Source organism: Nocardioides nematodiphilus, from assembly GCF_020216525.1.
GTDB lineage: Bacteria > Actinomycetota > Actinomycetes > Propionibacteriales > Nocardioidaceae > Nocardioides > Nocardioides nematodiphilus.
On record NZ_JAIWOY010000001.1, the window covers coordinates 382,583 to 407,058 of the forward strand.

Consider the following 24,476-nt stretch of genomic DNA (forward strand, 5'->3'; position numbering starts at 1 on the left):
ATTCTATCCACCTGTACGGCGCAAAGCCTGAACCAGCGCTGGAGCGACGTAGGGCGCCAGGGTGGTCGCGTACGTCGCGGTGAGGTGCGAGGCGTCGAAGTAGACGATCACCCCGCCGACGACCGCCTGGCAGGTCTCGCCCGGGCAGATGCGGTCAGTGAGGTCGAGGGTCCGTACGAGCGGGCTGGTCGACGCCTGCGCCGCCGCGAAGCCGGGATCGGCGGGGAGCCAGGTGGAGCGGGGTCCGGAGCAGGCGGTCGCGTAGTCGTGGGGGTGGGCGCCGACGCAGTCGGGGATCGGCTGCATCCCGCCGTCCCCGGGTGCCGGGGTGTCGCGCAGCACGAGCACCGGGATGCCCGCGTCGGCCCACCGGCCGAGGATGCGGGCGATGCCGCTCTGATAGGCGGGCTGGCTGGCGGCGATGCTCGTCGTACCGGCTTCCGGGACCGAGACGCGATTCGTCATCACGACCAGATCGGGGTGGGAGGCGGCGATCCGGGTGGCGGTGCGCCGGCCCCAGGCGCGACAGGCGTCCGAGTACGCGGGGGTGTCGAAGGACTGCGCCACGTCGGCCATCGCGCACTGCGAGGCGAGGTAGGTGGTGATGTGCCAGCGCTTCTCAGCGGCCACCCGCTGCAGGGCCGGGAGCCACTGGCCGGCGTGGGAGTTGCCGACCAGCGCGATCCGGACCGACGCCGCGCGGGCGCCGAAGGAACAGGTGACCGTGCGGAAGCGCGGGAGGTAGGACCAGCAGTCGCGTCGATGCGAGACCGCGCCGTAGGCGTCGGACTTGTCCATCGCGGCCAGCGCCGGGGAGGGCACCGGCGGCCCCGACGGCGGGGCGCACGTACGCGACGGGTCGGTGGCGCCCGCCCCGAGGCACGGGTCGTGCGCGCGCAGCGCCGCCGCCAGCCGGCCGCGGTCCTCGTCGACACGCGCCTGCGCCTGGACCGTGACGGCGGTGCACAGCGCCACCACGACCACCATCCCGGCGGCACCGGCGGCGTAGGTGGGGACCAGGCGCCGGTTCCAGCGGGCCGTCCGGAAGGCGTCCTCGATCCACCGCTTGCTGGCCGCGGCCAGCGCCAGGGTGAGGACGACGACGAGGACGTCGTCGAGCGCGTCGCGGTTGTGGTGGCGCGCGGCGGGCAGCAGCACGATGAGCGGCCAGTGCCACAGGTACACCGAGTAGGAGATGTCGCCGAGCCACTGGACCGGGCGCGTCGCCATCAGCCGTACGGGTGGCGACGCCAGCGGCGCGTCGGCCAGGATCACGAGCGCCGTGGCCAGCACCGGGAGGGCGGCCCGCCAGCCGGGGAACGGCGTCGCCTCGTCGAAGGTCAGGGCGACGACCAGGACGCCGAGCAGTCCGCCCACGGCGAGGGCGGCCCGTGCCGGCGGGCGCAGCGCTGCGCGCGGGATGACGCCGGCCGCGACCGCGGTGAGACCGCCGATGCCGAGCTCCCAGATCCGGGTCTGGCTGACGAAGTAGGCGGCCGCGGGGTCGGAGGCGGTGTCGCGGAGCGACCAGACGAAGGAGCCCAGCACCACCGCACCGAGCCCGAGGGCGTACCAGAGCACGGGCCGGCGGCGGGTGAGGTACGCCAGCAGTCCCAGCAGCAGGATCAGGATCGGCCAGCCCAGGTAGAACTGCTCCTCGACCGACAGCGACCAGAAGTGCTGGACCGGCGAGGCGGCGGCGTCCTGGGCGAGGTAGTCGACGGCGTCGTGCGCGAGGCGCCAGTTGACGAAGTAGAGCGCTGCGGCGCGGACCTGCGCGCTGGTGCTCTGCCAGCGGCTGTCGGGCAGCAGCGCCCACGACGCGACCATCGTCACGGCGAGGACGAAGAGCGAGGCGGGCAGCAGCCGCCGGATCCGGCGTCCCCAGAAGGCGAGCAGATCCCCTCTGCTGCGCGGCGCGTGCCCGATGAGGTGCGAGGTGATGAGGAAGCCGGAGATCACGAAGAAGACGTCGACGCCGACGAAGCCGCCGGTGAGGCGGGTCGGCCACAGGTGGTAGACCACCACCATCGTGACCGCGACGGCCCGCAGCGCCTGGATGTCCACGCGGAGACCGCGGCGTGCGGTCGGATCAGGCATCCAGGGACTCCTCAGGGTCGGTCGAACGACCGCCGAGGCTACCTGCTCCTACGGGTCCGGCCGAAGATCAGGCGGTCTGCGAACGCCGCCAGGCCGTCTGCGCCTCGAGCTCGTCGGTGGCCTTCTTGAGCGCGACCTTGGCCGCCTCCAGCTCGGCACGGGCGACGTCGAGGTCGCGCTCGAGCTCGGCGACGCGAGCGAGGGCCTCGGTGGCACGCTGGGTCTCCGAGGCACGCGACTTGAGCGCCTCAGCGGCCCGCTGGTGGGCCGCGGTGAGCGCGGACTCCAGCTCGGCGACGGTCTGGGCGGAGGCGTTGCGCTCCTTCTCCGCCTGCTCGGCGAGGTGCGCCTCGTGCTTGCGGTTCTCGGCGATCCGCTCCTGGGTCAGGGCGACGTACGCCTTGGCCTGAGCGGCACGGTCGCGGTTGGCCTCGCGGCGGGCGTCCTGCAGCTCGGTCTGGGTGATCCGGGTGGCGCCGGCGCCCAGGACGACGGCGCCGATCGCGGCGGCGATCAGGAGCAGGACGGTGTGCGCCACGATCGCGCCGACGACCAGCAGGGCCGCCACGACGAGCAGCGCGACAGCGACGGTCAGACGGGTGCTCCGCTGCCGGCGACGTGTGACGGATGTTGCTGCTGGGGAAGTCATGGACGTCACGTTACGGCTTGGGACCGTCCTGACGGACCCGACACGCGCGCTCCAGGAGCAGACCTGTGACACATACCGCAAGACCCAGCGCTGCCGCGATGGCCGACCGCAGCGCGCGCTGGCCGGCCAGCGGATCGCCGTCGATGCCCAGCCAGCTGAGCGCATAGCCGGCGTACCCGCCGGCGATCAGAGCCCCGACGAGCGCGCACGCACGGCCGAGGACCAGCCGGTTCACCGCGTACAGCGGCGCGATGCGCTCGCCCTTGCCCGCGATCGAGCGGCGGGTGGACCAGGCGGTCACGCCGATGATCAGGACGGCGAGCAACAGCGCGAGCGGCTGCAGCCACGTGACGACCGGGGCGGTGCCCCACCACGACTCGGCGACACGGCGCAGCAGCCAGCCGCCGACCAGGCCGACGACGCCCCACAGGGTGAGAGCCCCGCCCGAGATCGGCCGGAGCCGCTCCCGGGGCTCGGTCACTCTGCTTCGAGCACGAGGTCGTCGCGGCGCACGACGCCGCGCTCGCCGGTCTTGGCGAGCAGGTCCGTGATCGGGCCGTGGCCCGGGATCTCGGCGCCCGGCTCGATGTCGACCCAGGGGCGCAGCACGAACGCGCGCTCGTGGGCGCGCGGGTGGGGCAGGATCAGCTCGGGGTCCTCGCTGATGCGGTCGCCGACCACGATCACGTCGACGTCGAGCGTACGAGGAGCATTGGTGACGTCCGAGCGCTCCCGGGCGTACGCGTCCTCGATCGCCAGCGCACGGTCGAGCACGCGCGCGGCGGAGAGGGTCGTGTCGGCCAGGACGATCGCGTTGAGGAACTGACCGGCCTCCTCGGGGCTCTCGACCGGGTCGGTCTCGTAGACCGGCGAGACGGCGGTGACCCACACGTCCGGGGTGTCCACCAGTGCGGAGACGGCGCCCTGCAGGCTGGCCAGCCGGTCGCCGAGGTTGGAGCCGATGGCGAGCACGATCCGGCGGATCGGACGCATCTCACCCGTGAGGGTGTCGGCGTCGATGATGTGGGGGTTGGGTACCTCGGTCACGCATCTGCCCTTCTCGTGATCGTCAGCGCGACATCCCGAAACGTCGCGTCGATGGGCGCGTCCGGCTTGTGGACCGTGACGCGTACCCATTGAACACGGTTGTCCAAGAGACAGACATCCGCTATCCGCTGGGCGAGCGTCTCGATCAGGTCGACCGGGTCGCGCTCCACACTTGCTTTGACCTGCGCCACGAGACTTCCGTAGTCGACGGTGTCTGACAAGTCGTCCGAGGCCGCTGCCGGCGAGGTGTCCAGGCCGAGGACCAGGTCGATCAGGAAGACCTGCCCCTCCCGGCGCTCGAAGTCGAAGACGCCGTGGTGGCCGAAGCACTCCACGCCCAGGATCGCCAGCTCGTCGGTCATCCGTACATCCTCTCGGTCACGGCGAACGCGTCGCGCGTCGCTCGTACGTCGTGCACCCGGGTGCACCACACTCCGGCCCGCGCGAGCTCGACGACGACGGCCGTGTGGGCGCTCTCGCGCTCCCCCACGGGGCGCGGCCGGCCCTCGGCGTCGGCGAGCAGCGCTCCGAGGAACGCCTTGCGGCTCGCGCCGATCAGGATCGGTCGCCCCAGGTCGGCGATCCGGTCCAGGCCGCGCAGGAGCTCCCAGTTCTGCTCGGCGGTCTTGGAGAAGCCGAGGCCAGGGTCCAGCACGATCCGCTCGAGCGCGATGCCGGCGCGCGTGGCCGCCTCGACCCGGGACTCCAGCTCGGCTCGGACGGTCTCGACGACGCCCGCGGGATAGTCGGTGAACTGCTGCATGGTGGCGCCGTGCGCGCGCCAGTGCATCGCGGCGTAGTAGGCCTCCGAGTCGGCGACGACGCGCAGGATCCTCGGATCGGCCAGGCCGCCGGAGACGTCGTTGACGATCCGGGCTCCGGCGCGGATCGCGGCGCCGGCGACCTCGGAGCGCATCGTGTCGACCGAGATGACCGCCCCCAGGGCGGCGAGCTCCTCGATGACCGGGACCACGCGGGCCAGCTCGTCGGCGACCAGCGGACGGGTCGCTCCTGGCCGGGTGGACTCGCCGCCGATGTCGAGGATGTCGGCGCCGTCCGCGAGCAGCTCCCGGCCGTGGCTGACCGCGTCGTCGGTCGCCAGGTACCGGCCCCCGTCGCTGAAGGAGTCGGGGGTGACGTTGACGATCCCCATCACGCGAGGACGGGTCAACGGCGTGAGCAGGTCGGTCACAGGCATGAACCTATCCGCCACCGCCCCGAACGCCCACCTGAGTGAATTTCGGATCAGTTCTCGCTCTGTGCCGCCGATCACACGGGTATGACAGCCCTGCACGACCCGCTCCCCGCACCGACGGAGCCGCTGGACCTCTCGCCCGATCCCGACGGCCACCCGGAGACCACCCACGAGGTGGAGCCTGCGGAGGCTGTCGAGGCGCCGGCGAAGGTCCGCCGCCCGCGCAAGGGTCCGCGCGTCACGATCGTCCAACGCCTGTGGGCGATGATCGCCCTCGGCGTGATCGCGCTCGCCGTGGTCGGCAGCGTCGGTGCCCTCAAGGTGGCGAACGTCGTGCGCATCACCGGCGAGAACAAGACCACGGCGCAGATCAACAGCAAGATCAACGCCGGGTACGAGGAGTGGCTGCTCCAGCGGGCCGCCACCGGCCAGTACGCCACGATCCTGCTCTCGGACGGCCAGGTCCTCAGCCCGGCCGCGACGACGTCCTACGGTGTCGCCGAGTCGCACTACAAGACCGCGCTCGAGAAGTACCAGGCCGCGCTCGACCTCGACACCGCAGGCACCGCCCACAAGTCGATCCAGGGGCTGCTCGACAGCACCCAGAAGTACCACTACTTCCTGCAGCAGATCCACGACGCCGCCGAGGCCGGCCGCACCCAGTCGTTGGCGACGATCACCGCGTCCGCCAACGGCACGGCCGCCGACGCCATCGACAACCAGTTCAACGACGCCGACGACTTCACCGACGGCATGGTCGACGCCCAGGTGCTGGCGATCAACAAGTCGGTCAGCGACCTGCGCTCGATCACGCTGATCGTCTCGATCGCGGGTCTGCTGCTCTTCGTCGTCTCCGGTCTGCTGCTGGTGCGCGCCGTCGCTCGTCCGCTGCGCAAGGTCGTCACCGCGCTGCGCGCGATCGCCGAAGGCGACCGGACGACCCGCGTCGACCACCGGCGTCGCGACGAGATCGGCGCGATCGCGATCGCCGTCGACCAGGTGGTCGACGCCCTCGACGCCGGCGACGAGGACCGCCGCCGGGCCGAGGCCGAGCGGATCGCCCGCGACGAGCAGGACCGCCGCGACGCCGAGGAGCGGGTCGCCGCCGAGCGGGCCGCGGCCGAGCGGGAGGCCGAGCTGGAGCGTCAGCGCGAGGCCGAGCGCCGCGAGGCCGAGCAGGCCCAGCAGGCCCGCGAGCTCGAGCAGGAGCGCCGCCTCGCCGAGGAGCGCGCCAAGGCGGAGCAGGAGCGCTACGAGGCCGAGCGGGCCCGTCAGCAGGAGATCGCCGAGGCGGAGGCCGCCCGCGCCCGCGAGGCCGCCGAGGCGGCTGCGGAGACCGCCGAGCGGGTCGCCGTGATCAAGGACTACCTGTCGATCGTCGCGAGCGGCGACCTCACCCAGCAACTCGCGCTGGCCGGCGACGACAACGTCGGCGAGATGGCCGACTCGGTCCGGGCGCTGGTGGACTCCCTGCGCGCCAGCATGAGCCGGATCGGGCAGAACGCCGCGTCGGTCGCCAGCGCGTCGGAGGAGCTCAGCGCGGTCAGCGCCGACATGGGCCGCAGCACCGGCGACACCGCCGCCCTGGTCGGCAGCGTCTCGGAGGCCGCCGGGCACGTCTCGGGCAACGTCGCCACGGTGGCCAGCGCCGCCGAGGAGATGACCGCGAGCATCGCCGAGATCGCCCGCAACGCATCACACGCCTCGTCGGTCGCCTCCGACGCCGTGGAGCGCGCCCGCGCCGCGACCGGCACCATCGAGGCGCTCGGCACCTCGTCGGCCGAGATCGGCCAGGTCATCAAGGTGATCACCGCGATCGCCGAGCAGACCAACCTGCTGGCGCTCAACGCCACCATCGAGGCGGCTCGGGCCGGCGACGCCGGCAAGGGCTTCGCGGTCGTCGCCAACGAGGTCAAGGAGCTCGCCGCTCAGACCGCCAGGGCCACCGAGGAGATCGGGCAGCGGATCGACGCCATCCAGCGCGACAGCGCCGGCGCCGCCACCGCGATCAACGAGGTGGGCGAGGTGATCAACTCGATCCACGAGATCCAGGTGACCATCGCCGCCGCCGTCGAGCAGCAGAGCGCGACCACCAGCGAGATCGCCCGCTCGGTCACCGAGGCCGCCAACGGCACCACCGGCATCGCCGACTCCACCGCCTCGGCCGCCTCCTCGGCCGCCGCCGCCCAGTCCGGTGCGGCCAGCACCGCGGAGGCGGCCTCCGCCCTCGCCGGCCTGGCCACCGAGCTCGACGCCCTGGTCCGCCAGTTCTCGGTGTAGCGAGCACGAACCAGGAAGGCCCGGCTGCTGTGCAGCCGGGCCTTCCTGTTGTTCACGCCTCCCGCGGGTGGCGAGTCAGCGCACGGGGCGGTTGATCAGCGCCATCGCCTCGGCGCGCGTCGCGGCGTTGGACCGCATGGTCCCGCGGACGGCCGAGGTGATGGTCCGTGCGCCGGCCTTGCGGACCCCGCGCATCGTCATGCACAGGTGCTCGGCCTCGATCACCACGATGACGCCGCGCGCCTCGAGGATCTCCATCAGCGCGTCGGCGACCTGCGTGGTGAGCCGCTCCTGGACCTGCGGCCGCTTGGCGTAGACGTCGACGAGACGCGCCAGCTTGGACAGGCCGGTGATCTTGCCCGAGTCGGCCGGGATGTAGCCGACGTGCGCGACGCCGGTGAACGGCACCAGGTGGTGCTCGCACATCGACCACAGCTCGATGTCACGCACCAGCACCAGCTCGTCGTGGCCCAGGTCGAAGGTCGTGGTCAGGACGTCCTCCGGCTCCTGGTGCAGCCCGGCCGTCAGCTCCTCGTAGGCCCGCGCGACCCGCGCGGGGGTGTCGAGCAGGCCCTCACGGTCGGGGTCCTCACCGATCGCGAAGAGCAGCTCGCGAACGGCCGCCTCGGCGCGCTCGCGGTCGAAGGCCGCCACCGGCTCAGACCTGAGGCGGCTGCGCGCCGCCCGCCGAGGGGAGCACACCCGGGTCGCCATGCACGTCGCCACCGGAGCCGGGCGGGGTGAGCACCGCGCCGGCGCTGCCGGCGTCCGCCTGCTTGCCGTTGCCGTTGAGCGCACGGTCGCGGATCTCCTGCGGGATCTCGACGGCGGGGATCTCGGACGGCCTGCGGTTCGGGGAGCCGGTCCAGGCCGGGCGCTGCGGACGGCGACGCAGGGCGGTGAAGATCTCGGCGATCTCCTCCTTGTTCAGCGTCTCCTTGTCGAGCAGCGCGAGGACCAGCGAGTCGAGGACGTCGCGGTTCTCCTCGAGGATGTCGAAGGCCTCCTGGTGCGCGGTGGCGAGGAATTTCTTCACCTCGTCGTCGACGATCGCGGCGACGTCCTCGGAGTAGTCCCGCGAGTGGCCAAGGTCGCGGCCCAGGAACGGCTCGGAGCCGGAGGAGCCGAGCTTGATCGCGCCGAGTCGCTCGGTCATGCCGTACTGCGTGACCATCGCGCGAGCCAGGTTGGTGGCCTTCTCGATGTCGTTGCCGGCACCCGTGGTCGGGTCGTGGAAGATCATCTCCTCGGCGGCGCGGCCACCGAGCATGTACGCCAGCTTGTCCAGCATCTCGCTGCGGGTCTGGCTGTACTTGTCCTCGTCGGGCATGACCATCGTGTAGCCGAGGGCGCGGCCGCGCGGCATGATCGTGATCTTGTGCACCGGGTCGTTGTGCGGCAGGGCCGCAGCGACCAGGGCGTGGCCGCCCTCGTGGTAGGCGGTGATGAGCTTCTCGTGGTCGCTCATCACGCGGCCGCGCTTCTGCGGGCCGGCGATGACGCGGTCGATCGCCTCGTCGAGGGCGTGGGCGGTGATCAGCTTCGCGTTGTTGCGAGCGGTGAGCAGCGCAGCCTCGTTGAGCACGTTCGCCAGGTCGGCGCCGGAGAAGCCCGGCGTACGACGTGCGACGTTGAGCAGGTCGATGTCGGTGGCCAGCGGCTTGCCGCGGGCGTGCACCTTGAGGATCGCCTCGCGGCCGAGCAGGTCGGGGACGTCGACCTGGATCTGGCGGTCGAAGCGGCCCGGACGCAGGAGCGCGGGGTCGAGGACGTCGGGACGGTTGGTCGCGGCCAGCAGGATGACGCCGCCGCGGGTGTCGAATCCGTCCATCTCGACGAGGAGCTGGTTGAGGGTCTGCTCGCGCTCGTCGTGACCGCCGCCCATGCCGGCGCCGCGGTGGCGCCCGACGGCGTCGATCTCGTCGATGAAGACGATCGCCGGAGCGTTCTCCTTGGCCTGCTCGAAGAGGTCGCGGACGCGGCTGGCGCCGACACCGACGAACATCTCGACGAAGTCCGAGCCGGAGATCGAGTAGAACGGGACGCCCGCCTCGCCGGCGACGGCGCGCGCGAGCAGGGTCTTGCCGGTGCCCGGAGGGCCGTACAGCAGGACGCCCTTGGGGATCTTGGCGCCGACCGCCTGGAACCGGGCCGGCTCCTGGAGGAACTCCTTGATCTCGGAGAGCTCCTCGAGCGCCTCGTTGGCGCCCGCGACATCGGCGAAGGTGGTCTTCGGCATGTCCTTGGTGATCAGCTTCGCCTTGGACTTGGCGAACTGCATGACGCCGCGACCGCCGCCGCCCTGGACGCTGTTCATCATGAACAGGAAGAGCACCACGATGAAGATGAAGGGCAGCAGGAAGCTGAAGATCGAGCCGATCAGGCTCGGCTGCGACACCTGCGCGTTGTAGGTGTCGATCTTGTGGGCGTCGACCTGCTCCTGGACCTTCGCGACCAGCGCGGGCTGCGCGCCGTCGACCCAGTGGGTGGAGACCTTGTCGCCCGCGTCCCGTACGCCGTCGCGCAGCGTCGCGCGGATCTGCTGGTCACCGTCGACGAAGGTGATGTCCTGGACATCGCCGGCGTCGATGTACTTGACCATCTGGGACGTGGTGATCTCGTCGCCGCCACCTCGCGGAGCGAGGTACTGCAGGGCGAGCAGGACGCCCACCACGGCAACGAGGATCCAGAGCCACGGGCTCTTGACGAAACGCTTCACAAGGCTTCTCTCGGACGCGAGGAACAGATCTGACGTGGACTACAACGACTCAGCACGCGGGATCGTGCCGGGTCGTACGCCCACATTCTCCCCCAGGATGGAAAACACCTGGGAGAGTCCCATCAGGAGTAGACGTGGGGCGCCAGCGTGCCGATGTCACGCAGGTTGCGGTAGCGCTCCTTGAAGTCGAGGCCGTAGCCGACCACGAACTCGTTGGGGATGTCGAAGCCGACGTACTTCACGTCGACCGGCATCCGCTGTGCCTCGGGCTTGCGCAGCAGGGTGGCGATCTCCACCGAGGCCGGGTTGCGCGAGGCCAGGTTGGACGTCAGCCAGGTCAGGGTGAGGCCGGTGTCGATGATCTCGTCGACGATCAGGACGTGCCGGTCGCTGATGTCCGCGTCGAGGTCCTTGAGGATCCGTACGACGCCGCTGGACTGGGTGCCCGAGCCGTACGAGGAGACGGCCATCCAGTCCATCTCGACGTGGCTGGTGAGCGAGCGGGCCAGGTCCGCCATCACCATCACGGCGCCCTTGAGGACTCCGACGATCAGCAGGTCCTTGCCTGCGTAGTCGGCGTCGATCTGAGCGGCCATCTCACGGAGCCGGTCCTGGATCTGGTCTTCGGTGTACAGCACCTTGACGAGGTCGTCACCCACGTGCGCGGAATCCATGCCGTCACCCTAGACGACCGAGCGAGCGCCAGCGCGAGCGAGGCACGAGCTCGGGCGCTGGCCGCGAGGGAGGGAGGCAACGCGCGCAGCGCGCGTGAGACGACCGAGCGAGCGCCAGCGCGAGGGGACCGAGTGAGCGGCGGCGCGAGCGAGGCACGAGCTCGGGCGCCGGCCGCGAGCGAGGGAGCCGGCCGCGAAGCGGCCTGCGAGGCACGAGCTCGGGCGCTGACCGCGAGGGAGGGAGGGAGGCAGAGCGCGCAGCGCGCTAGACGTGGTTGAACGGCATCTCGCCCGCCACGAGGTGCGGGCCGTCGGCGTAGGCGTCCATCGCGTACGTCGCGCGGCGGAAGTACGCGCCGAGGCGGGCACCGGGCTCGCCGGTCATGCCGACCTCCGCGAGCGCGCGCTCGAAGGCGGCCACGGCGGCCTCGTCGAGCTCGCGGTGGACGCCGTTGCCCGCGTGCAGGCGCAGCATGGAGCTCTCGTCACCGAACCCGGCGGTGTACAGGCGCGGACCGCCCGTGGCCTCGGCGAGGTAGGCCGCGAGCCGCTCGTCGTGGAACGGGTGGATCGGCGCGGCCGTGAACGGGTGCGCGGCGAGCGGATCGTCGAGACAGAGCTCGTGCCACCGGCGGCACAGCCGGAGGAGGGCGTCGAAGCCGCCGAGGTCGTCGTAGAGCGTCACCGGTCCAGTACACGCTCGTCGGGCGTGCCCGGGCAACGGTCAGCCGGAGGCCGTACGACGGAAGGCGAGGGTGTTCGGGCCGTCCCGGTAGGCGGTGACGTGACCGGGCAGCTGGATCTGGCGCTGGCCGGCGTCGAACATCAGAAGATCGGCCACGGCGTTGATGTGCACGGCGAAGAGCTCGTCGGCAGGACACCCCGCCTCGAGCGCGGCGAGCCGGGCGACCCGCGTCTGCATCGCCCAGCCCATCGGATGGACCTTCGAGGTGGTGACCCGGACCCCGAGCCCCTCGGTGCCCGGCTCGCGGGCCTCGCCGAAGAGGCGCTCGGCGTAGTCGTCGAGGAACTCCATGTCGGGCCGGAGCTGCTCGGCGGTCCGGGCGAGCGTGGCGGCGACACCGGGGCCGAGGTGCTGCTCGAGCACCGGCATCACGTCGTGGCGCACCCGTGAGCGCAGGAAGCGCGGGTCGCTGTTGTGCGGGTCGACCCAGAAGTCGAGGCCCTCATGCCGGCAGGCGGCCTCGGTCTGCTCGCGGGTGACGTCGAGGAGCGGACGCAGGAAGGTGCGGTCGCCGCGGTTGAAACCGCGGCGCATGCCCGCGATCGAGCGCCCCCCGCTCCCCCGCGCGAGTCCGAGGAGCACGGTCTCGGCCTGGTCGTCGCGGGTGTGCCCGAGGAGTACCTCGGCGGCGTCGAAGTGGGTGGCCAGCTGGGCGAGTGCGGCGTACCGCGCCTCGCGGGCTCCGGCCTCGACGCCGATCGCGGTCGCGTCGACCTGGACCCGGATCGACGCCGTCTCGGACGCGCCCATGGCCGCCATCTGCTGGACGACCCGAGCGGTGTGCTCCGCCGAGTCCTCCTGCAGGCCGTGGTCCACCACGACACCGATGACCTTGGTGGGGCTGCGCTTCAGCTCGAAGATCGCGGCGCTGAGCAGCGCCAGCGAATCGGCGCCCCCTGAGCAGGCGACCAGGATCGGCCGGCCGGTGGCATCCGGCACCCCGACGCCACCCTGACCGTCCGGGCGGATGGTCAGTGCGCGGCGGACGCCTTGTCGTACCGCCGCGACCGCGGGCGGGAGCGTCACAGGACGCGCTTGATCCACTCGTCGGGCGCGTAGATCTCGTCCTTCGACGGCAGCGTCTCCGGCCCGGTCCACACGGTGTTGAACCGCTCCATGCCGACCTTGTCGATGACGGCACGGACGAAGATGGCCCCGTCGCGGTACTGCGCCATCTTCTGCTCCAGGCCCAGCAGCCGTCGCACGATCCGGTCGAGCGAGCCGGTGCCCTTGCGGCGCTTGTCGAAGGCCTCGCGGATGGTCGCCACGGTCGGGATGACGCTCGGACCGACGCCGTCCATCACCACGTCGGCGTGACCCTCGAGCAGCGACATCATGCCGGTGAGCCGGTCCATGATCTCGCGCTGCTCGGGAGAGGAGATCGCCTCGAGGAGGTTGCCATTGCCCTTGATCGCCTCGCCGATCCGGCTGAGGCCGTCGCTGAGCAGGGTCTGCGCGTCCATGGTGGCGGCGAGCGCCTCGACCTCGCTGAAGACGTGGCCGCGCAGCCAGGGGTTCGCAGTGAACTGGACCCGGTGGGTCTCCTCGTGGAGGCAGACCCACAGCCGGAAGTCGGTCGGGTCGACGCGCAGGTCGCGCTCGGCCTGGACGATGTTGGGCGCGACCAGCAGCAGACGGCCGTACGGACCGTCGGCGGTCTGCGCGAAGGGATCGAACTGACCCAGCACCTTGCTGGAGAGGAAGCCGAGGAGGCCGCCGACCTCGGCGCCGGTGACCTTGGCGCCGACGCTGCGGGCGATGCCGCCGGGGCGGTGGGTGATCACCTTGTCGATGACCGGAGTCATGACGTGGGCGAAGGCATCGGCGTTCGCCTGGACCCAGCCGGCACGGTCCACGACCAGGACCGGGGCGTACTCGGCCGGGGTGACCAGGCCGGTGAACTCCTTGACCAGCGGGGTCGCCTTGGCCGCGTCGGCGCGCAGCTCGGCGACGACGGCGGCCGCCTCGGCACGCCCGATGCTCGGTCCGTCGCCGGCCAGGCCGGAGCCGACCCGCACGGCGAAGTCCCAGTCGACGATCTCGCGCGTGCTGTCGCCGGCACCGTCCGCCGCAGAAGTCATGGGCCCGAGATTATCCGCAACGGCAAACGGTCAGGGCGGTCGCCAGCGAGTCGAGCTCGTGACGGGCCTCGAGCGTGTCGGTCACGGCGACCCGGTCGGCCATGATCGCGAAGACGACCGGAGCACCGTTCGCGTCCTGGGTGTAGCCGGCCAGCGCGTCGACCCCGGTGAGCGTGCCGGTCTTGGCGCGGACCAGGCCGCGCCCCGCCCCCGTACGGCCGTCGGCGTCGTCGAAGCGGTCGGAGAGCGAGCCGCTGAACCCGGCGACCGGGACCGAGCTGACGATGGGGGCCAGGCGCGACTGGGCCGCGGCCTGCTGCAGGACGCCGACCAGGGTGGCCGGCGCGATCCGGTTGGCGCGGGAGAGGCCGCTGCCGTCGTCGAGGACCAGGCCGGCGGTGTCGACGCCGAGCTTGCCGAGGGCGGCACGGACGGCCGCGGCACCGCCCGCGAAGCTGCCGCCGTCACCCGATGCGAGCCCGGCCTGGTGGGCGAGCACCTCGGCACCCTCGTTGTCGCTGACCTGGAGGACGTGATCGACGATCTCGCGCAGGGGCGGGCTGTCGACGTGGGCCAGATCAGCCGAGCCGGCGGGCGCGGGTCGCTCGCTGACGCGCCCGTGGATCCGGACGCCGGCGGAGCCGAGCGCCGTCGCGAACGCGGCGGCCGCGCCCTTCGCGGGGTCGGCGACCCGGCCGGTCGCCTCGTTGTCGGCGACCGTTCGACCTTCGTCGACCCACAGGGGGCTGATCGGCGCCACCACGCCCTCGGCGAGGTAGCTCTCGGGCCAGGTCGGCGCCACGTCGGGGCCGGTGAACAGCGAGGTGTCGTAGCGCAGTCGGATCGAGGTGACGCCGTGCGCGCGCAGGGCCGAGGCGGTCTGCTTCGCCAGCGTGGTGAGGTCCGCGACGTGCGGGTAGTCGCCCACCGCCGGCGGGCCGGCCGCGAGCAGCGGATCACCGCCGCCGACGAGGGTCACCGTGTCGGCGCCGGCGGAGTCGGTGAGCACCGTCCGAGTGGTGAAGCGCTTCTCCGGACCGTCCAGCGCGAGGACGGCGGCCGCGGTGAGGAGCTTGGTCGTGGAGGCCGGGATGGCCGCCCCGCTCCCCCGGGAGGCGACGAGCGGTCCGGTGAGCCCGGCGACCGCGGCGACGACGTGGCGACCGAGCGCGCTCCTGCCGGGCGCGGCCAGGACCTGCCTGATCCGCGCGGCGCGGAGGGCTCCGTCGGCGGGCGCGGCGATCGGCGACGACGCCGCCGGGGTGGGCAGCCTCACTGCCAGCGCGCGCGGCTCCGGGGTCGCTGCGACCCGGTCATGACCCCGCCAGTGATCGACCCACCCGAGACCCCACAACGCCGATCCCGCCAGGAGGACGAGGGCGAGCGGCGCGACCACGGCGAGGAGCCGCCTGCTACCCGTACGTGACACTGTTGACCCTCCCAGAAGCGGCTGTCCGGGTCATTGTGGTGGACAATGTCGCGTCAACACACCTGGAGGAACACCCATGACGCTGACGTTCGACGTCCTGATCGAGGTCCCCAAGGGCTCGCGCAACAAGTACGAGGTCGACCACGAGAGCGGCAAGCTCCGCCTCGACCGCGTGCTCTTCACCTCGATGGTCTACCCGGCCGACTACGGCTACATCGAGGACACCCTCGGTGGCGACGGCGACCCGCTGGACGCGCTCGTCCTGCTGCCGTTCCCGATCCACCCGGGCATCCTCGTCGAGTCGCGTCCGGTCGCGATGTACGTGATGGAGGACGAGAAGGGCCAGGACGAGAAGGTCCTCTGCGTCCCCACCGACCCGCGCTTCGACCACATCCAGGACCTGTCTGACGTGCCGCCGGACGTGCTCGACGAGATCAAGCACTTCTTCGAGCGCTACAAGGACCTCGAGCCGGGCAAGTCCGTCAAGGGCTCCGACTGGGTCGGCCGCGAGGCGGCGATCAAGGAGATCGAGGACTCGATCGAGCGGTTCAAGACCTCCGGTCACTGAGTCTCCTCAGCACGCGAGCAGGGCGCTTCGGCTTCGACCGGGCGCCCTGTCTGCATTTCTGCCGACTCGGCCCTCCCGCACCGCCGACTCGGCCCTCCCGCACCGCCGACTCGGCCCTCGAAGCTCACCCGAGCCAGATGGCGAACGCGCGGATGAAGGCGGCGTGGGCGCCGGCGGTGGCCTGGCGGGCGCACCAGCCGCCGGTGACGGTGAGCGAGTGGTCGGCGCGTGGGAGCTCGACGATCTCCCCGGGCAGCGAGCGCGCGACCGAGGAGATCCAGTGGTCGTCGGCCGTGCCTCCGACGAGGAGCTGGCGGGCGGCGTTCGCGGCGATGCCCTCGACGACGTCCGGGCGGCCGAGCAGGGGTGTCAGCCAGCAGGACGGGTACGCGGCGGCCGCGGCGACGGGGGCGGTGAGCGAGCCCAGCGACTTGGCCAGCACCCGGACCGGGAGGTCGCCGGCGTCCGCGTCGGCGACGGCCGCGACCAGCTCCGCACCCGCCCAGTCGGACGTCACCGAGGCGGGCGGGCGCCACCAGAGCTGCCGCACCCGCCAGCCCGCGTCGACGGCAGCCTCCGCGGCGATGGCGAGCAGTGGCTTGTCGGGGTGGTAGCCCTGGCCGGGCACGACGACCAGGAGCCCGCGGGCATCGCGTGCGTCCGGCCCGAGATCGACGTAGCGCTGTGCCATCAGCCGATCAGATCCTCGGCACGCAGCAGCTCGTCGGGGACGCCGAAGGCGTTGACCAGGTCCACCGCGGAGGTGCGCAGCTCGCGGCAGAGCGCGCCGACCTCGCGCGAGATCGCCTTGGAGCGCTGGATGGTGAGCCGGCCGTGCTCCATGAACCACGCGCGATCGCGCTCGATCTCGGCCAGGGCGTGCAGGGTGCAGACCTGGGCGAGCAGCTCCCGCGCGGGGCCTTCGGCCATCTTCTCCACCCGCGCCACGAAGGCCTCCAGCACCAACCGCTCGACGTGCGCACGGGCGGAGGCGATGACGTGGTCCTGCACCGCCGAGAAGACCTCGGCGGCGTCCCCGCCGTTGTCGACACCACGCTTGAGTCGGCGCGCCACCCCGCCGAGCATGTGCTCCTCGCGGAAGCGCAGCATCGCGAGGTGATACTCCGGGTCGCGGATCTCGGCCTCCTGGTCCCAGGAGTCGCCACCGGGCAGGAGATCGCGGACCCGCTCGAGGAGCTTGTGGGCAGAGGTCCGCTCCAGCACGGTGTCGACCGCCATCCCGGCGACGAAGCGGACCATCCCCAGCTGGTCGAGGTCCTCGAACGAGCCGGCGTAGTCGGTCAGCAGCCCCTTGGCGACCAGCTGCAGCAGGACGGTGTTGTCCCCCTCGAAGGTCATGAAGACGTCGGTGTCGGCCTTCAGCGCGGCGAAGCGGTTCTCGGCGAGGTAGCCGGCACCGCCGCACGCCTCGCGACACTCCTGGATCGCGCGGGTCGCGTGCCACGTGGCGAGTGCCTTCGTACCGGCGGCGCGGGACTCGAGCTCGCGACGGCGGTGCTCCTCGACGGTCTCCGGGTCGGCGCTGAAGATCTCGTGCAGCTGCTCGCGCAGCTCGTCCTGGGCGAACGAGAGGGCGTAGGACCGCGCGATCAGCGGGATCAGCCGTCGCTGGTGCTGGCCGTAGTCGAGCAACAGCATCTCCTCGCCCTCACCGGTGCCGAACTGGCGGCGGCGCGCCGCGTACCGGGTCGCGATGGCGAGCGCCGCCTTCGAGGCCGTGATCCCCGCGCCACCGACGCTGACCCGGCCCTGCACGAGGGTGCCGAGCATGGTGAAGAAGCGCCGGTTCGGGTTCTCGATCGAGGACTCGTAGCGCCCGTCGTCGGTGATGTCCGCGAAGCGGTTCAGCAGGTTCGCACGCGGCACCCGCACCTCGTCGAACCAGAGCCGGCCGTTGTCGACGCCGTTGAGCCCCATCTTCGGGCCGTCGTCGGCGATCCGTACGCCGGGCGCGGGCGATCCGTCGACGCGGATCGGGACCAGCACGGCGTGCACGCCGTGGCTCTCGCCGCCCACGACGAGGTTGGCGAAGACCGCAGCCATCTGCCCGTGTGCCGCGGCGTTGCCGATGTAGTCCTTGTAGGCGTCGGGGCCGCTCGTGGTCACGACGAGCTCGTCGGTCTCCGGGTCGTACGTGGCGGTGGTGCCGAGCTCGGCGACGTTGGAGCCGTGTCCGTGCTCGGTCATCGCGAAGCAGCCCAGCAGGCGGCCCGCGACCACGTCGGACAGGTAGGCGTCGTGGTGCCGCTTCGTGCCGAGGTGCAGGATCGCACCGCCGAAGAGCCCGAACTGCACGCCGGTCTTCACCAGGACCGACAGGTCACCCATCGCGAGGGTCTCGAAGGCCGCGATCGAGGCGCCGATGTCGCCGCCTCCGCCGTACTCCGTGGGGAAGCCGAGGCCGGTGAGACCCGTGCCGGCCGTCTCGACGAGGACCTCACGCACCCGCTCGCGGTAGTCGGCGCGGGAGAGCTCCTCGACCTCGGCGAGCATCCCCGCGCGCGGGACGAGCTCGTCCCGTACGCGCCCGCGGATGTCCGCGTGGCGACCATCGAGTACAGCGGCGATCTCGGCAACGACAGCGGCGGTGTCCATGCCCCCGACGGTATCCCCGCCGGGCCCTCCGGCAACCCGTGCGTCGCTACGGGCGGGCGAAGAAGTTGGGCGCGGTCCAGGTGTACATCGAGACCTCCTCGACGTACGCCCCCGTGTGCGGGGCCTGGACGATCATCCCGTTGCCCGCGTAGAGCGCGACGTGGTGGATGGACGACGGGTTGTCCGTCGTGCCCCAGAAGACGAGGTCCCCGGGGCGCAGGTCGTCGTAGGAGATCGGCGTGGACTGCTCGTACTGTGCGATCGAGTAGTGCGGCAGCGAGATCCCGCCGCGCGCCCACGCGGCCATCGTGAGGCCGGAGCAGTCCCAGCTGTTCGGGCCGGTCGCGCCCCACACGTACGGGTCGCCGATCTGGCTGCGGGCGAAGGCGAGGGCGGCGGCGACACCGCCGGCCGAAGCCGGCGGGGCACTGACGGGAGCCGGGGCGTACGAGTCTCCGGAACCCTGCAGCTGCCCGGTGCGCGCGCCCTGTGCGGCCGCCGACTTCTCGTTGCGCTGCGCCGCTGCGGCAGCGTCGTCGCGGGCCTTCTTCTGCGCGGCCGCCTCGGCGGCGGCCTTCACGGCGGCTGCGGCCGCCGCACGCTGCTGGGCGCGCTCCTCGAGGGCGGCCTGGCGCTTCGCGGCGACCCGGACGCTGACGTTCTTGAGGCGGGCCAGCTGGTGGATCAGCTGGCTCTTCTGCGCTGCGATCTCGCCGGCCGCGGCCTGGGCCTGGGCCTGGGCGGCGGTGGCGGCGTCGCGCTTGGCCTTGGCGTCGGCCTCGGCGGCGACCGCCTTCTTCTCGGCGTCGGAGGCCTGGCGCGCGGTGACGGTGGCCAACGCGGCCGAGGCCTGCACCCGGCCGTACTGGGCGTTGAGTGCCTTCTGCGCGGTCTCCATGGCCTGGCTCTGCTGCTGGACCTGGTCGATGCCGTTGGCCTTGGCCATGCCGGCGAGCGCGGTCACCTCGGGCGCGGCCTGGTAGTTGCCGACGACGCCGGCGGCGTACGCCGTGCGCTGGGTCTCCTGCGCGGCCTTCGCCGCGGCGGCTGCCGCGCGGGCCTTGTCCGCGGCGGCGCGGGCCTGGTCGGCGGCCCACTGGGCCCCGTTGTAGGCCTCGGAGGCGGTCTCAGCCCTGTCGCTGGCCTGCTGCAGCCGGACGTTGGCCGCGGCGAGCTCAGCCTGCACCTGCGCCACCTCGCCGCGCTTGCTGGTGACGGCCTGCTGGGCCTGGGCCACGTCCTGCTTGCTCGGCACCGGATCGTGCGGGCTGGCGAGCGCCGAGGACGCGATCAGGCACGTCGACGCGAGGCCGAGCGAGAGGACGGCAGCGGTTCCGAGAGTCCGCTTCGAGGTAGGCACGTCGAGTGACGTTAATGCTCAGGAGTCACATCCAGCAACAAAAACCCCAACTTTCACAGGAGTCACCGGCGTGTCGCGTTGACAATTACATTGATGTGATTCTCGAACTACACACGTGTGATTAGGTGCGCGCGGCGATCTCCTGGGCCTCGATCTGCGCGCCCTCGACCTCCAGATCGCGCTCGCCCTTGCGGACGAACTTCTGCCCGGTCGCCAGGCCGGCGACGTAGAACGAGACCAGCGCGATCATCACGCCGGCGATGTCGTCCGACAGCGAGTGCCAGCCGAAGTAGAGGGTCGCGAGCGCGGTGATGCCGAAGTTGCACCAGAAGAAGATCCGGATGAGCCGGTTCTGCACGGTGAACTGCACCATCAGCGCGGTCAGCATGGTGATGCCGCAGTGCAGCGACGCGAAGCCCGCCACCGACTGGACCGCATCCACGATGCTGTCGCTCCAGCGGATGTTCTGCCGTCCGTGGACCAGGGAGTCCATCAGCTGCTTGGCGGGCGTGTTCGGCTCGGTGGCGTAGTACCAGGGGTAGGCGATGCCGGGCCCCAGCGTCGGCAGCGCGTAGTAGGACACCGTGCCGAGCGTCCACGCGATGGTCTGCGATCCGACGAACCAGTAGCCGTACGCGAGGTTGCGCGACCAGACCAGCCAGATGGTCACCGCGATCGGGACCAGCGGCAGGAACCACAGGTAGACGTAGGAGAAGAAGTACGCCATGAAGCTGTCGCCGAAGATGTTCTGCATCACCACACCGGGGTGGTGGCCGAAGAGGATCGCGGTGTCGATCAGCTCCAGGTCGCGGTCGTACTTCGTCGAGATCACGAACGGCAGGGCCGACTTCATGTTCCGGTAGCCGACGTAGACGACGTAGAAGCAGATGACGCCCAGCGCGACCAGGGTGAGGCGGTCACGGGTCCAGTGCGTGCGGATGCGCTCCATGAAGACCGCCCGCATCTCCTTGGGCTTGAACCGCGAGACCCACAGCGTGCGCGGGATCAGGTCGGCGCCGATCGCGCCGCCCAGCAGGATCGGCAGCCGCAGCCACGACGGGCCGAGGAAGCTGCCCTCGGGGTCGACCAGGCCGTGCCCGCTCACCCGGGAGAGAACGATCGCACCCGTGCCGACCAGCAGGGCCATACCGATGAGCAGGAGCTGGGCGCGGCGATACATGCGTCGCAGTTTAGGGAAGGATGCTGAGACGAGCCTGGTCCACGCGCAGCCGCACCCGCTCCCCCGGTCCGACGTGGGCGACCGAGGCCGCGACGGCGTCCACCTCGCCGACGCCGTCGACGTCCACGACCAGGCGCAGCTGGTCGGGTGTGGCGCGGGCGGCGACGACCTCGCCGGCCAGCGGGCCGGTGTCGTCGAGGACGATCGCGCTGCGGCGCACCGCCAGCGGGCGTACGGTCGTGGAGGTGCCCTCCTGCGGGTCCAGGCCGCCGGCAGCGGCCACGATCACCGCGGCGGTGCCCTCCAGGACACGGGCGTAGCCGAGGAACAGCGCCGTCTCGGCGTCGGCCGGGTGGGCCCAGACGTCGCCGACGGGGCCCTCCTGGACCAGCCGGCCGTCGCGGACGACGGCGAGCCGGTCGGCGACCGCGTACGCCTCCTCCTGGTCGTGCGTGACCAGCAGCGCGGTGGTGCCGGCGGCGACCAGGATCCGGCGCAGGTCGGCGGCGAGCCGCTCGCGCAGGCTCGCATCGAGCGCCGAGAGCGGCTCGTCGAGCAGCAGCAGCCGAGGCTCGACGGCCAGCGCGCGGGCCAGGGCGACGCGCTGGCGCTCACCGCCGGACAGGGTGCCGGGCAGCCGCCTCTCGTACCCGGTCAGGCCGACGAGGTCGAGCAGCTCGCTCACGCGCTCGCGGCGGGCGGCGGAGGCGACGTGGCGCAGCCGCAGCGGGTAGGCGACGTTGGCGGCGACGGTGAGGTGGCCGAAGAGCTGGCCGTCCTGGAACATCAGCGCGAAGCCGCGCTTGTGCGTCGGGATGTGGGCGAGGTCCTGGCCGTCCCACGCGATCGTGCCGCTGGTCGTCGGCTCGAGCCCGGCGACCGCGCGCAGCAGGGTGGACTTGCCCGAGCCGGAGGGGCCGAGGACGGCGAGCACCTGCCCGTCGGGCAGGGTGAGGTCGACGTCGGCGATGGCCGGCGCGCCGTCGTACGAGACGCTGACCGAGCCGAGCTCGAGACTCACAGGACTCCTCCCAGGAGGGGCGCACGGACCCTCTCCACGACCAGCATCACGGCCGCGGTGGTCGCGGCCAGGACGCAGGACGCGGCGAGTGCCATGCCGTAGTTCATCGGGCCAGGGTGGCCGATGAGCCGGAAGATGACCACCGGGAGGGTGGCGTTCTCGTCGCGAGCCAGGAAGCTGGTCGCGCCGAACTCCCCGAGCGAGACCGCGAACGCGAAGCCGGCCGCGGCGAGGACGGGCCGGAAGAGCACCGGCACCTCCACCACGACCAGTCGGCGCAGCGGGCCGGCGCCGAGCGACGCGGCGGCCTGACGCTGCCGGTCGTCGATCCCCTGGAGGGCGGGCACGAGCGTGCGCACGACCAGCGGCAGCGCGACCAGCGCCTGGGCGATCGGGACGAGCCAGGGCGAGTCGCGGAAGTTCAGCGGGGGGCGGCCGAGGGTGACGAGGAAGCCGAACCCGAGCGTGACCGCCGACACGCCGAGCGGCAGCATGAAGAGCGCGTCGAGCGCTCCTCGTACGCGCCGCTCGGCCCGGGTGTGCGCGCGCCGGGTGACCGACAGCGCCACCAGCAGGCCGAGGAGCACGCTGAGCAGCGTCGCGTCGATCGCGATCCGCAGGCTGAGGTCGAGGGCGGTGGTGACGGGCTCGACGAGCGCCTGGTGGGTGCCGAGCGTGTTGAGCGCACGGTAGTTGGCCATCGTCCAGTGGCCGTCGGCGTCCTTGAGGCTGCCGACGACGAGGGCGAGGATCGGGGCGGCCACGAAGGCCAGCAGCGCGACGGTGACGAGGATCTGAGGCAGGTCCGCGAGCCGGGGGCGGCGCGGGCGGGGTGGCACCCGCGTGACGGCGGTCGGGGTCGGCCGCAGCCGGGCGCCGATCGCGAGCAGCAGCGTGACGACCGCGAGCTGGAGGATCGAGAGCGCCGCGGCGCCCTGGAGGTCGAGCAGGTTGGTGGTGAGGAGGTAGATCTCGGTCTCGACACTGGCGTAGCGCAGCCCGCCGAGGGTGAGCACGACCCCGAAGGCGGTCGCGCAGAACAGGAAGACCACCGACGCCGCTCCGACGATCGCCGGCCGCAGCGCGGGGAGGGTGACCGTACGGAACACCGCCCACGGGCCGGCGCCGAGCGCGGCGGCGGCCTCGGCGGGGCGGTGGTCGAGGCTCTCCCAGGCCGCGCCGACCGCGCGGATCACCACGGCCACGTTGAAGAAGACCAGGCCGGCGATGATCGCCGCGGGGGTGCCGTCGAGGTCGAGCCACGCGAGCGGGCCGGTGAGGAGCTCGCGGAAGGCGACGCCGACGACGACGGTCGGCAGCACGAACGGCACCAGCAGCGCGGCACGGACCAGTCGCCGCAGGGGAAAGGCGAGCCGGTGCAGGACGTACGCCGCCGGCAGGCCGAGCACCAGGGTGAGTGATGTCGCGACCGCCGAGCTCCAGACGGTGAACCACAGGACGCGGTGCACCCGCGGGCGCTTGAGGACGTCGAGGACGCCCACGAGGTCCCAGTGCCCCTCGGGTCGGAAGCCGCGCCCGACCATCCCGGTCACCGGCAGGACGAAGAAGATCGCCAGGACGGTGACCGGGATCGCGGCGAGCGCGATCAGCGCGAGGTGACGTCGCTCCACTGCTGCAGCCACTTCTCGCGCTTGGCGTCGATGTCGGTCGGGCTGACGGCGAGGGGCTCGGTCGGCATCACCGCGAACTTCGCCCAGGCCTTCGGCAGGGGCGTGCCGGCGACGACCGGGAAGACGTACATCGAGTCGGGCAGCGCGCTCTGCACGGCGGGGGTCAGCAGCCAGTCGACGAACGCCTCCGCGCCGGGCACGTTCTTCGCGCCGTTGAGGACCCCGGCGTACTCGTTGGAGCCGAAGCAGGTGTCGAGCAGCGCCTGGGTCGTCGACGTGCCGTCCTTGACGGTGAACGCCGGCGAGGAGTCGTACGACAGGACGATGGGCTTCTTGCCGTGGCCGCCGCCCTGGGTGAAGTCGACCTCGTAGGCCTGGTCCCAGCCGTCGGCGATCTCGGCGCCGTTCGCCATCAGCTTGGTCCAATAGTCGGGCCAGGCGTCGCCGTAGGTCGCGATGGTGGCGAGCAGGAACGCCATGCCGGGGCTCGACGTGGTGGCGCCGGGCGTGACGAACAGGCCCTTGTACGCCGGGTCGACCAGGTCGTCGAGCGTCTTGGGGGCCGGAAGATGGTGCGCGGCGAACCAGGTGGTGTCGACGTTGACGCAGACGTTGGCGTGGTCGATGGGCGTGAGGTGCTGGCCGTCGTCGCCCTCGACGTCGTAGTCGCTGACGCCGGGCGGGACGGTGGCCGGGGTGTAGGCCGCGAAGACGTTGTTCGTCAGCGCACGTGACGCGAACGTGTTGTCGATGCCGAAGCTGACGTCGCCGGTCGGGTTGCCCTGGGTCAGGACGAGCTTGTTGGTCAGCTTGCCGGCGTCGCCGCTGGCGCGCACGACGAGGTGGTAGCCGGTCTGCTTCTCGAACTGGGCGATCAGCTTCTTCGGCAGGAACCAGCTGTCGTGGGTGACCAGGACGACGTCCCTGATCTTCGCGGCGCCCCCGCTCGCGTGGCTCGTCGGCGTGCCGGTCGCGGCGGCGTTGCTGTCGTCGTCCTTCGCGGACACCGAGCACCCCGTCACGCTCAGTGCGAGTGCGGCCACGGCCGCGGCCGAGATGAATGCATGCTTGCGCATCTGGACTCCCTTCGCCGGTGTTAGCCGGAGCAGGTTCGGAGGGTCTGCGCTCGGTGTGCGCACTCTCAGCCCGGAGGGGGCTCCCCTGTCGTGGTGGCGCTGATC

22 protein-coding genes and 1 riboswitch are annotated in these 24,476 nt (G+C 71.9%); of the genes, 2 read left to right on the plus strand and 20 right to left on the minus strand.

Annotated features, from left to right (window positions below):
• Nucleotides 1–3: 3 nt before the first annotated feature.
• The 6 genes from KSO98_RS01900 to folP all read right to left on the minus strand — a co-directional run bounded on the left by KSO98_RS01900 (nt 4) and on the right by folP (nt 4,949).
• Nucleotides 4–2,100 (minus strand): acyltransferase family protein, encoded by a 2,097-nt coding sequence (locus KSO98_RS01900; RefSeq protein ID WP_225283118.1) that lies wholly within the window; start codon nt 2,098–2,100, stop codon nt 4–6.
• A 67-nt stretch (nt 2,101–2,167) separates the two neighbouring features.
• Nucleotides 2,168–2,749, minus strand: a complete 582-nt coding sequence (locus KSO98_RS01905) for a hypothetical protein (RefSeq protein WP_225283119.1) — start codon at nt 2,747–2,749, stop codon at nt 2,168–2,170.
• A gap of 10 nt (nt 2,750–2,759) precedes the next feature.
• A complete protein-coding gene (locus tag KSO98_RS01910) occupies nt 2,760–3,230 on the minus strand; it encodes a DUF3180 domain-containing protein (RefSeq protein WP_225283120.1) in 471 nt (156 codons plus the stop codon).
• The gene (folK, locus tag KSO98_RS01915) at nt 3,227–3,796 is read right to left on the minus strand and encodes a 2-amino-4-hydroxy-6-hydroxymethyldihydropteridine diphosphokinase (RefSeq protein ID WP_225283121.1); all 570 of its coding nucleotides are present in this window, start codon (nt 3,794–3,796) and stop codon (nt 3,227–3,229) included. Before folK ends, KSO98_RS01910 begins: the two co-directional genes overlap by 4 nt.
• Nucleotides 3,793–4,158, minus strand: coding sequence for a dihydroneopterin aldolase (gene folB, locus KSO98_RS01920; RefSeq protein ID WP_225283122.1), 366 nt, complete (start codon nt 4,156–4,158; stop codon nt 3,793–3,795). The genes folK and folB overlap by 4 nt, the downstream gene beginning before the upstream one ends.
• Entirely contained in the window at nt 4,155–4,949 is a 795-nt protein-coding gene (gene folP / locus KSO98_RS01925) for a dihydropteroate synthase (protein WP_225283420.1), read from the minus strand. The genes folB and folP overlap by 4 nt, the downstream gene beginning before the upstream one ends.
• 126 nt (nt 4,950–5,075) lie before the next feature.
• Between folP and KSO98_RS01930 the strand changes: the two genes are divergently transcribed.
• Nucleotides 5,076–7,271, plus strand: coding sequence for a methyl-accepting chemotaxis protein (locus KSO98_RS01930; RefSeq protein ID WP_225283123.1), 2,196 nt, complete (start codon nt 5,076–5,078; stop codon nt 7,269–7,271).
• A 75-nt stretch (nt 7,272–7,346) separates the two neighbouring features.
• On the opposite strand, the gene folE is transcribed toward KSO98_RS01930, so the two are convergent.
• The 7 genes from folE to dacB form a co-directional block, all read right to left on the minus strand.
• The gene (gene folE / locus KSO98_RS01935) at nt 7,347–7,985 is read right to left on the minus strand and encodes a GTP cyclohydrolase I FolE (protein ID WP_225283124.1); all 639 of its coding nucleotides are present in this window, start codon (nt 7,983–7,985) and stop codon (nt 7,347–7,349) included.
• Entirely contained in the window at nt 7,930–9,990 is a 2,061-nt protein-coding gene (gene ftsH / locus KSO98_RS01940) for an ATP-dependent zinc metalloprotease FtsH (protein ID WP_225283125.1), read from the minus strand. Before ftsH ends, folE begins: the two co-directional genes overlap by 56 nt.
• A 122-nt stretch (nt 9,991–10,112) precedes the next feature.
• The gene (hpt, locus tag KSO98_RS01945; protein WP_225283126.1) at nt 10,113–10,664 is read right to left on the minus strand and encodes a hypoxanthine phosphoribosyltransferase; all 552 of its coding nucleotides are present in this window, start codon (nt 10,662–10,664) and stop codon (nt 10,113–10,115) included.
• A gap of 265 nt (nt 10,665–10,929) precedes the next feature.
• Complete coding sequence (locus KSO98_RS01950) at nt 10,930–11,349, minus strand: globin domain-containing protein (RefSeq protein ID WP_225283127.1); 420 nt, start codon at nt 11,347–11,349, stop codon at nt 10,930–10,932.
• A 39-nt stretch (nt 11,350–11,388) separates the two neighbouring features.
• On the minus strand, nt 11,389–12,435 hold the full coding sequence (tilS, locus tag KSO98_RS01955; RefSeq protein ID WP_225283128.1) for a tRNA lysidine(34) synthetase TilS: 1,047 nt from the start codon (nt 12,433–12,435) through the stop codon (nt 11,389–11,391).
• Complete coding sequence (locus tag KSO98_RS01960) at nt 12,432–13,490, minus strand: Rv3626c family coenzyme F420 biosynthesis-associated protein (RefSeq protein ID WP_225283129.1); 1,059 nt, start codon at nt 13,488–13,490, stop codon at nt 12,432–12,434. Before KSO98_RS01960 ends, tilS begins: the two co-directional genes overlap by 4 nt.
• Nucleotides 13,491–13,500: 10 nt before the next feature.
• Nucleotides 13,501–14,919 (minus strand): D-alanyl-D-alanine carboxypeptidase/D-alanyl-D-alanine endopeptidase, encoded by a 1,419-nt coding sequence (gene dacB, locus KSO98_RS01965; RefSeq protein ID WP_225283130.1) that lies wholly within the window; start codon nt 14,917–14,919, stop codon nt 13,501–13,503.
• Nucleotides 14,920–14,995: 76 nt separating this feature from the next.
• Between dacB and KSO98_RS01970 the strand changes: the two genes are divergently transcribed.
• Entirely contained in the window at nt 14,996–15,487 is a 492-nt protein-coding gene (locus KSO98_RS01970) for an inorganic diphosphatase (protein ID WP_308012721.1), read from the plus strand.
• A gap of 124 nt (nt 15,488–15,611) precedes the next feature.
• Here KSO98_RS01970 and KSO98_RS01975 read toward each other — a convergent pair whose 3' ends face one another.
• The 7 genes from KSO98_RS01975 to KSO98_RS02005 form a co-directional block, all read right to left on the minus strand.
• Complete coding sequence (locus KSO98_RS01975; protein WP_225283131.1) at nt 15,612–16,178, minus strand: hypothetical protein; 567 nt, start codon at nt 16,176–16,178, stop codon at nt 15,612–15,614.
• Entirely contained in the window at nt 16,178–18,103 is a 1,926-nt protein-coding gene (locus KSO98_RS01980) for an acyl-CoA dehydrogenase family protein (RefSeq protein ID WP_225283132.1), read from the minus strand. Before KSO98_RS01980 ends, KSO98_RS01975 begins: the two co-directional genes overlap by 1 nt.
• Before the next feature lie 46 nt (nt 18,104–18,149).
• On the minus strand, nt 18,150–19,463 hold the full coding sequence (locus KSO98_RS18765) for an NlpC/P60 family protein (protein WP_225283133.1): 1,314 nt from the start codon (nt 19,461–19,463) through the stop codon (nt 18,150–18,152).
• A 121-nt stretch (nt 19,464–19,584) separates the two neighbouring features.
• Complete coding sequence (locus KSO98_RS01990) at nt 19,585–20,643, minus strand: phosphatase PAP2 family protein (RefSeq protein WP_225283134.1); 1,059 nt, start codon at nt 20,641–20,643, stop codon at nt 19,585–19,587.
• Nucleotides 20,644–20,653: 10 nt separating this feature from the next.
• Nucleotides 20,654–21,664: an ABC transporter ATP-binding protein gene (locus KSO98_RS01995; RefSeq protein ID WP_225283135.1), complete on the minus strand. Its 1,011-nt coding sequence runs from the start codon at nt 21,662–21,664 to the stop codon at nt 20,654–20,656.
• Entirely contained in the window at nt 21,661–23,307 is a 1,647-nt protein-coding gene (locus tag KSO98_RS02000; protein ID WP_225283136.1) for an ABC transporter permease, read from the minus strand. Before KSO98_RS02000 ends, KSO98_RS01995 begins: the two co-directional genes overlap by 4 nt.
• The gene (locus KSO98_RS02005; RefSeq protein WP_225283137.1) at nt 23,271–24,371 is read right to left on the minus strand and encodes a thiamine ABC transporter substrate-binding protein; all 1,101 of its coding nucleotides are present in this window, start codon (nt 24,369–24,371) and stop codon (nt 23,271–23,273) included. Before KSO98_RS02005 ends, KSO98_RS02000 begins: the two co-directional genes overlap by 37 nt.
• A riboswitch (TPP riboswitch) is annotated at nt 24,361–24,468 on the minus strand. Its footprint overlaps the gene before it by 11 nt.
• Nucleotides 24,469–24,476 lie beyond the last annotated feature (8 nt).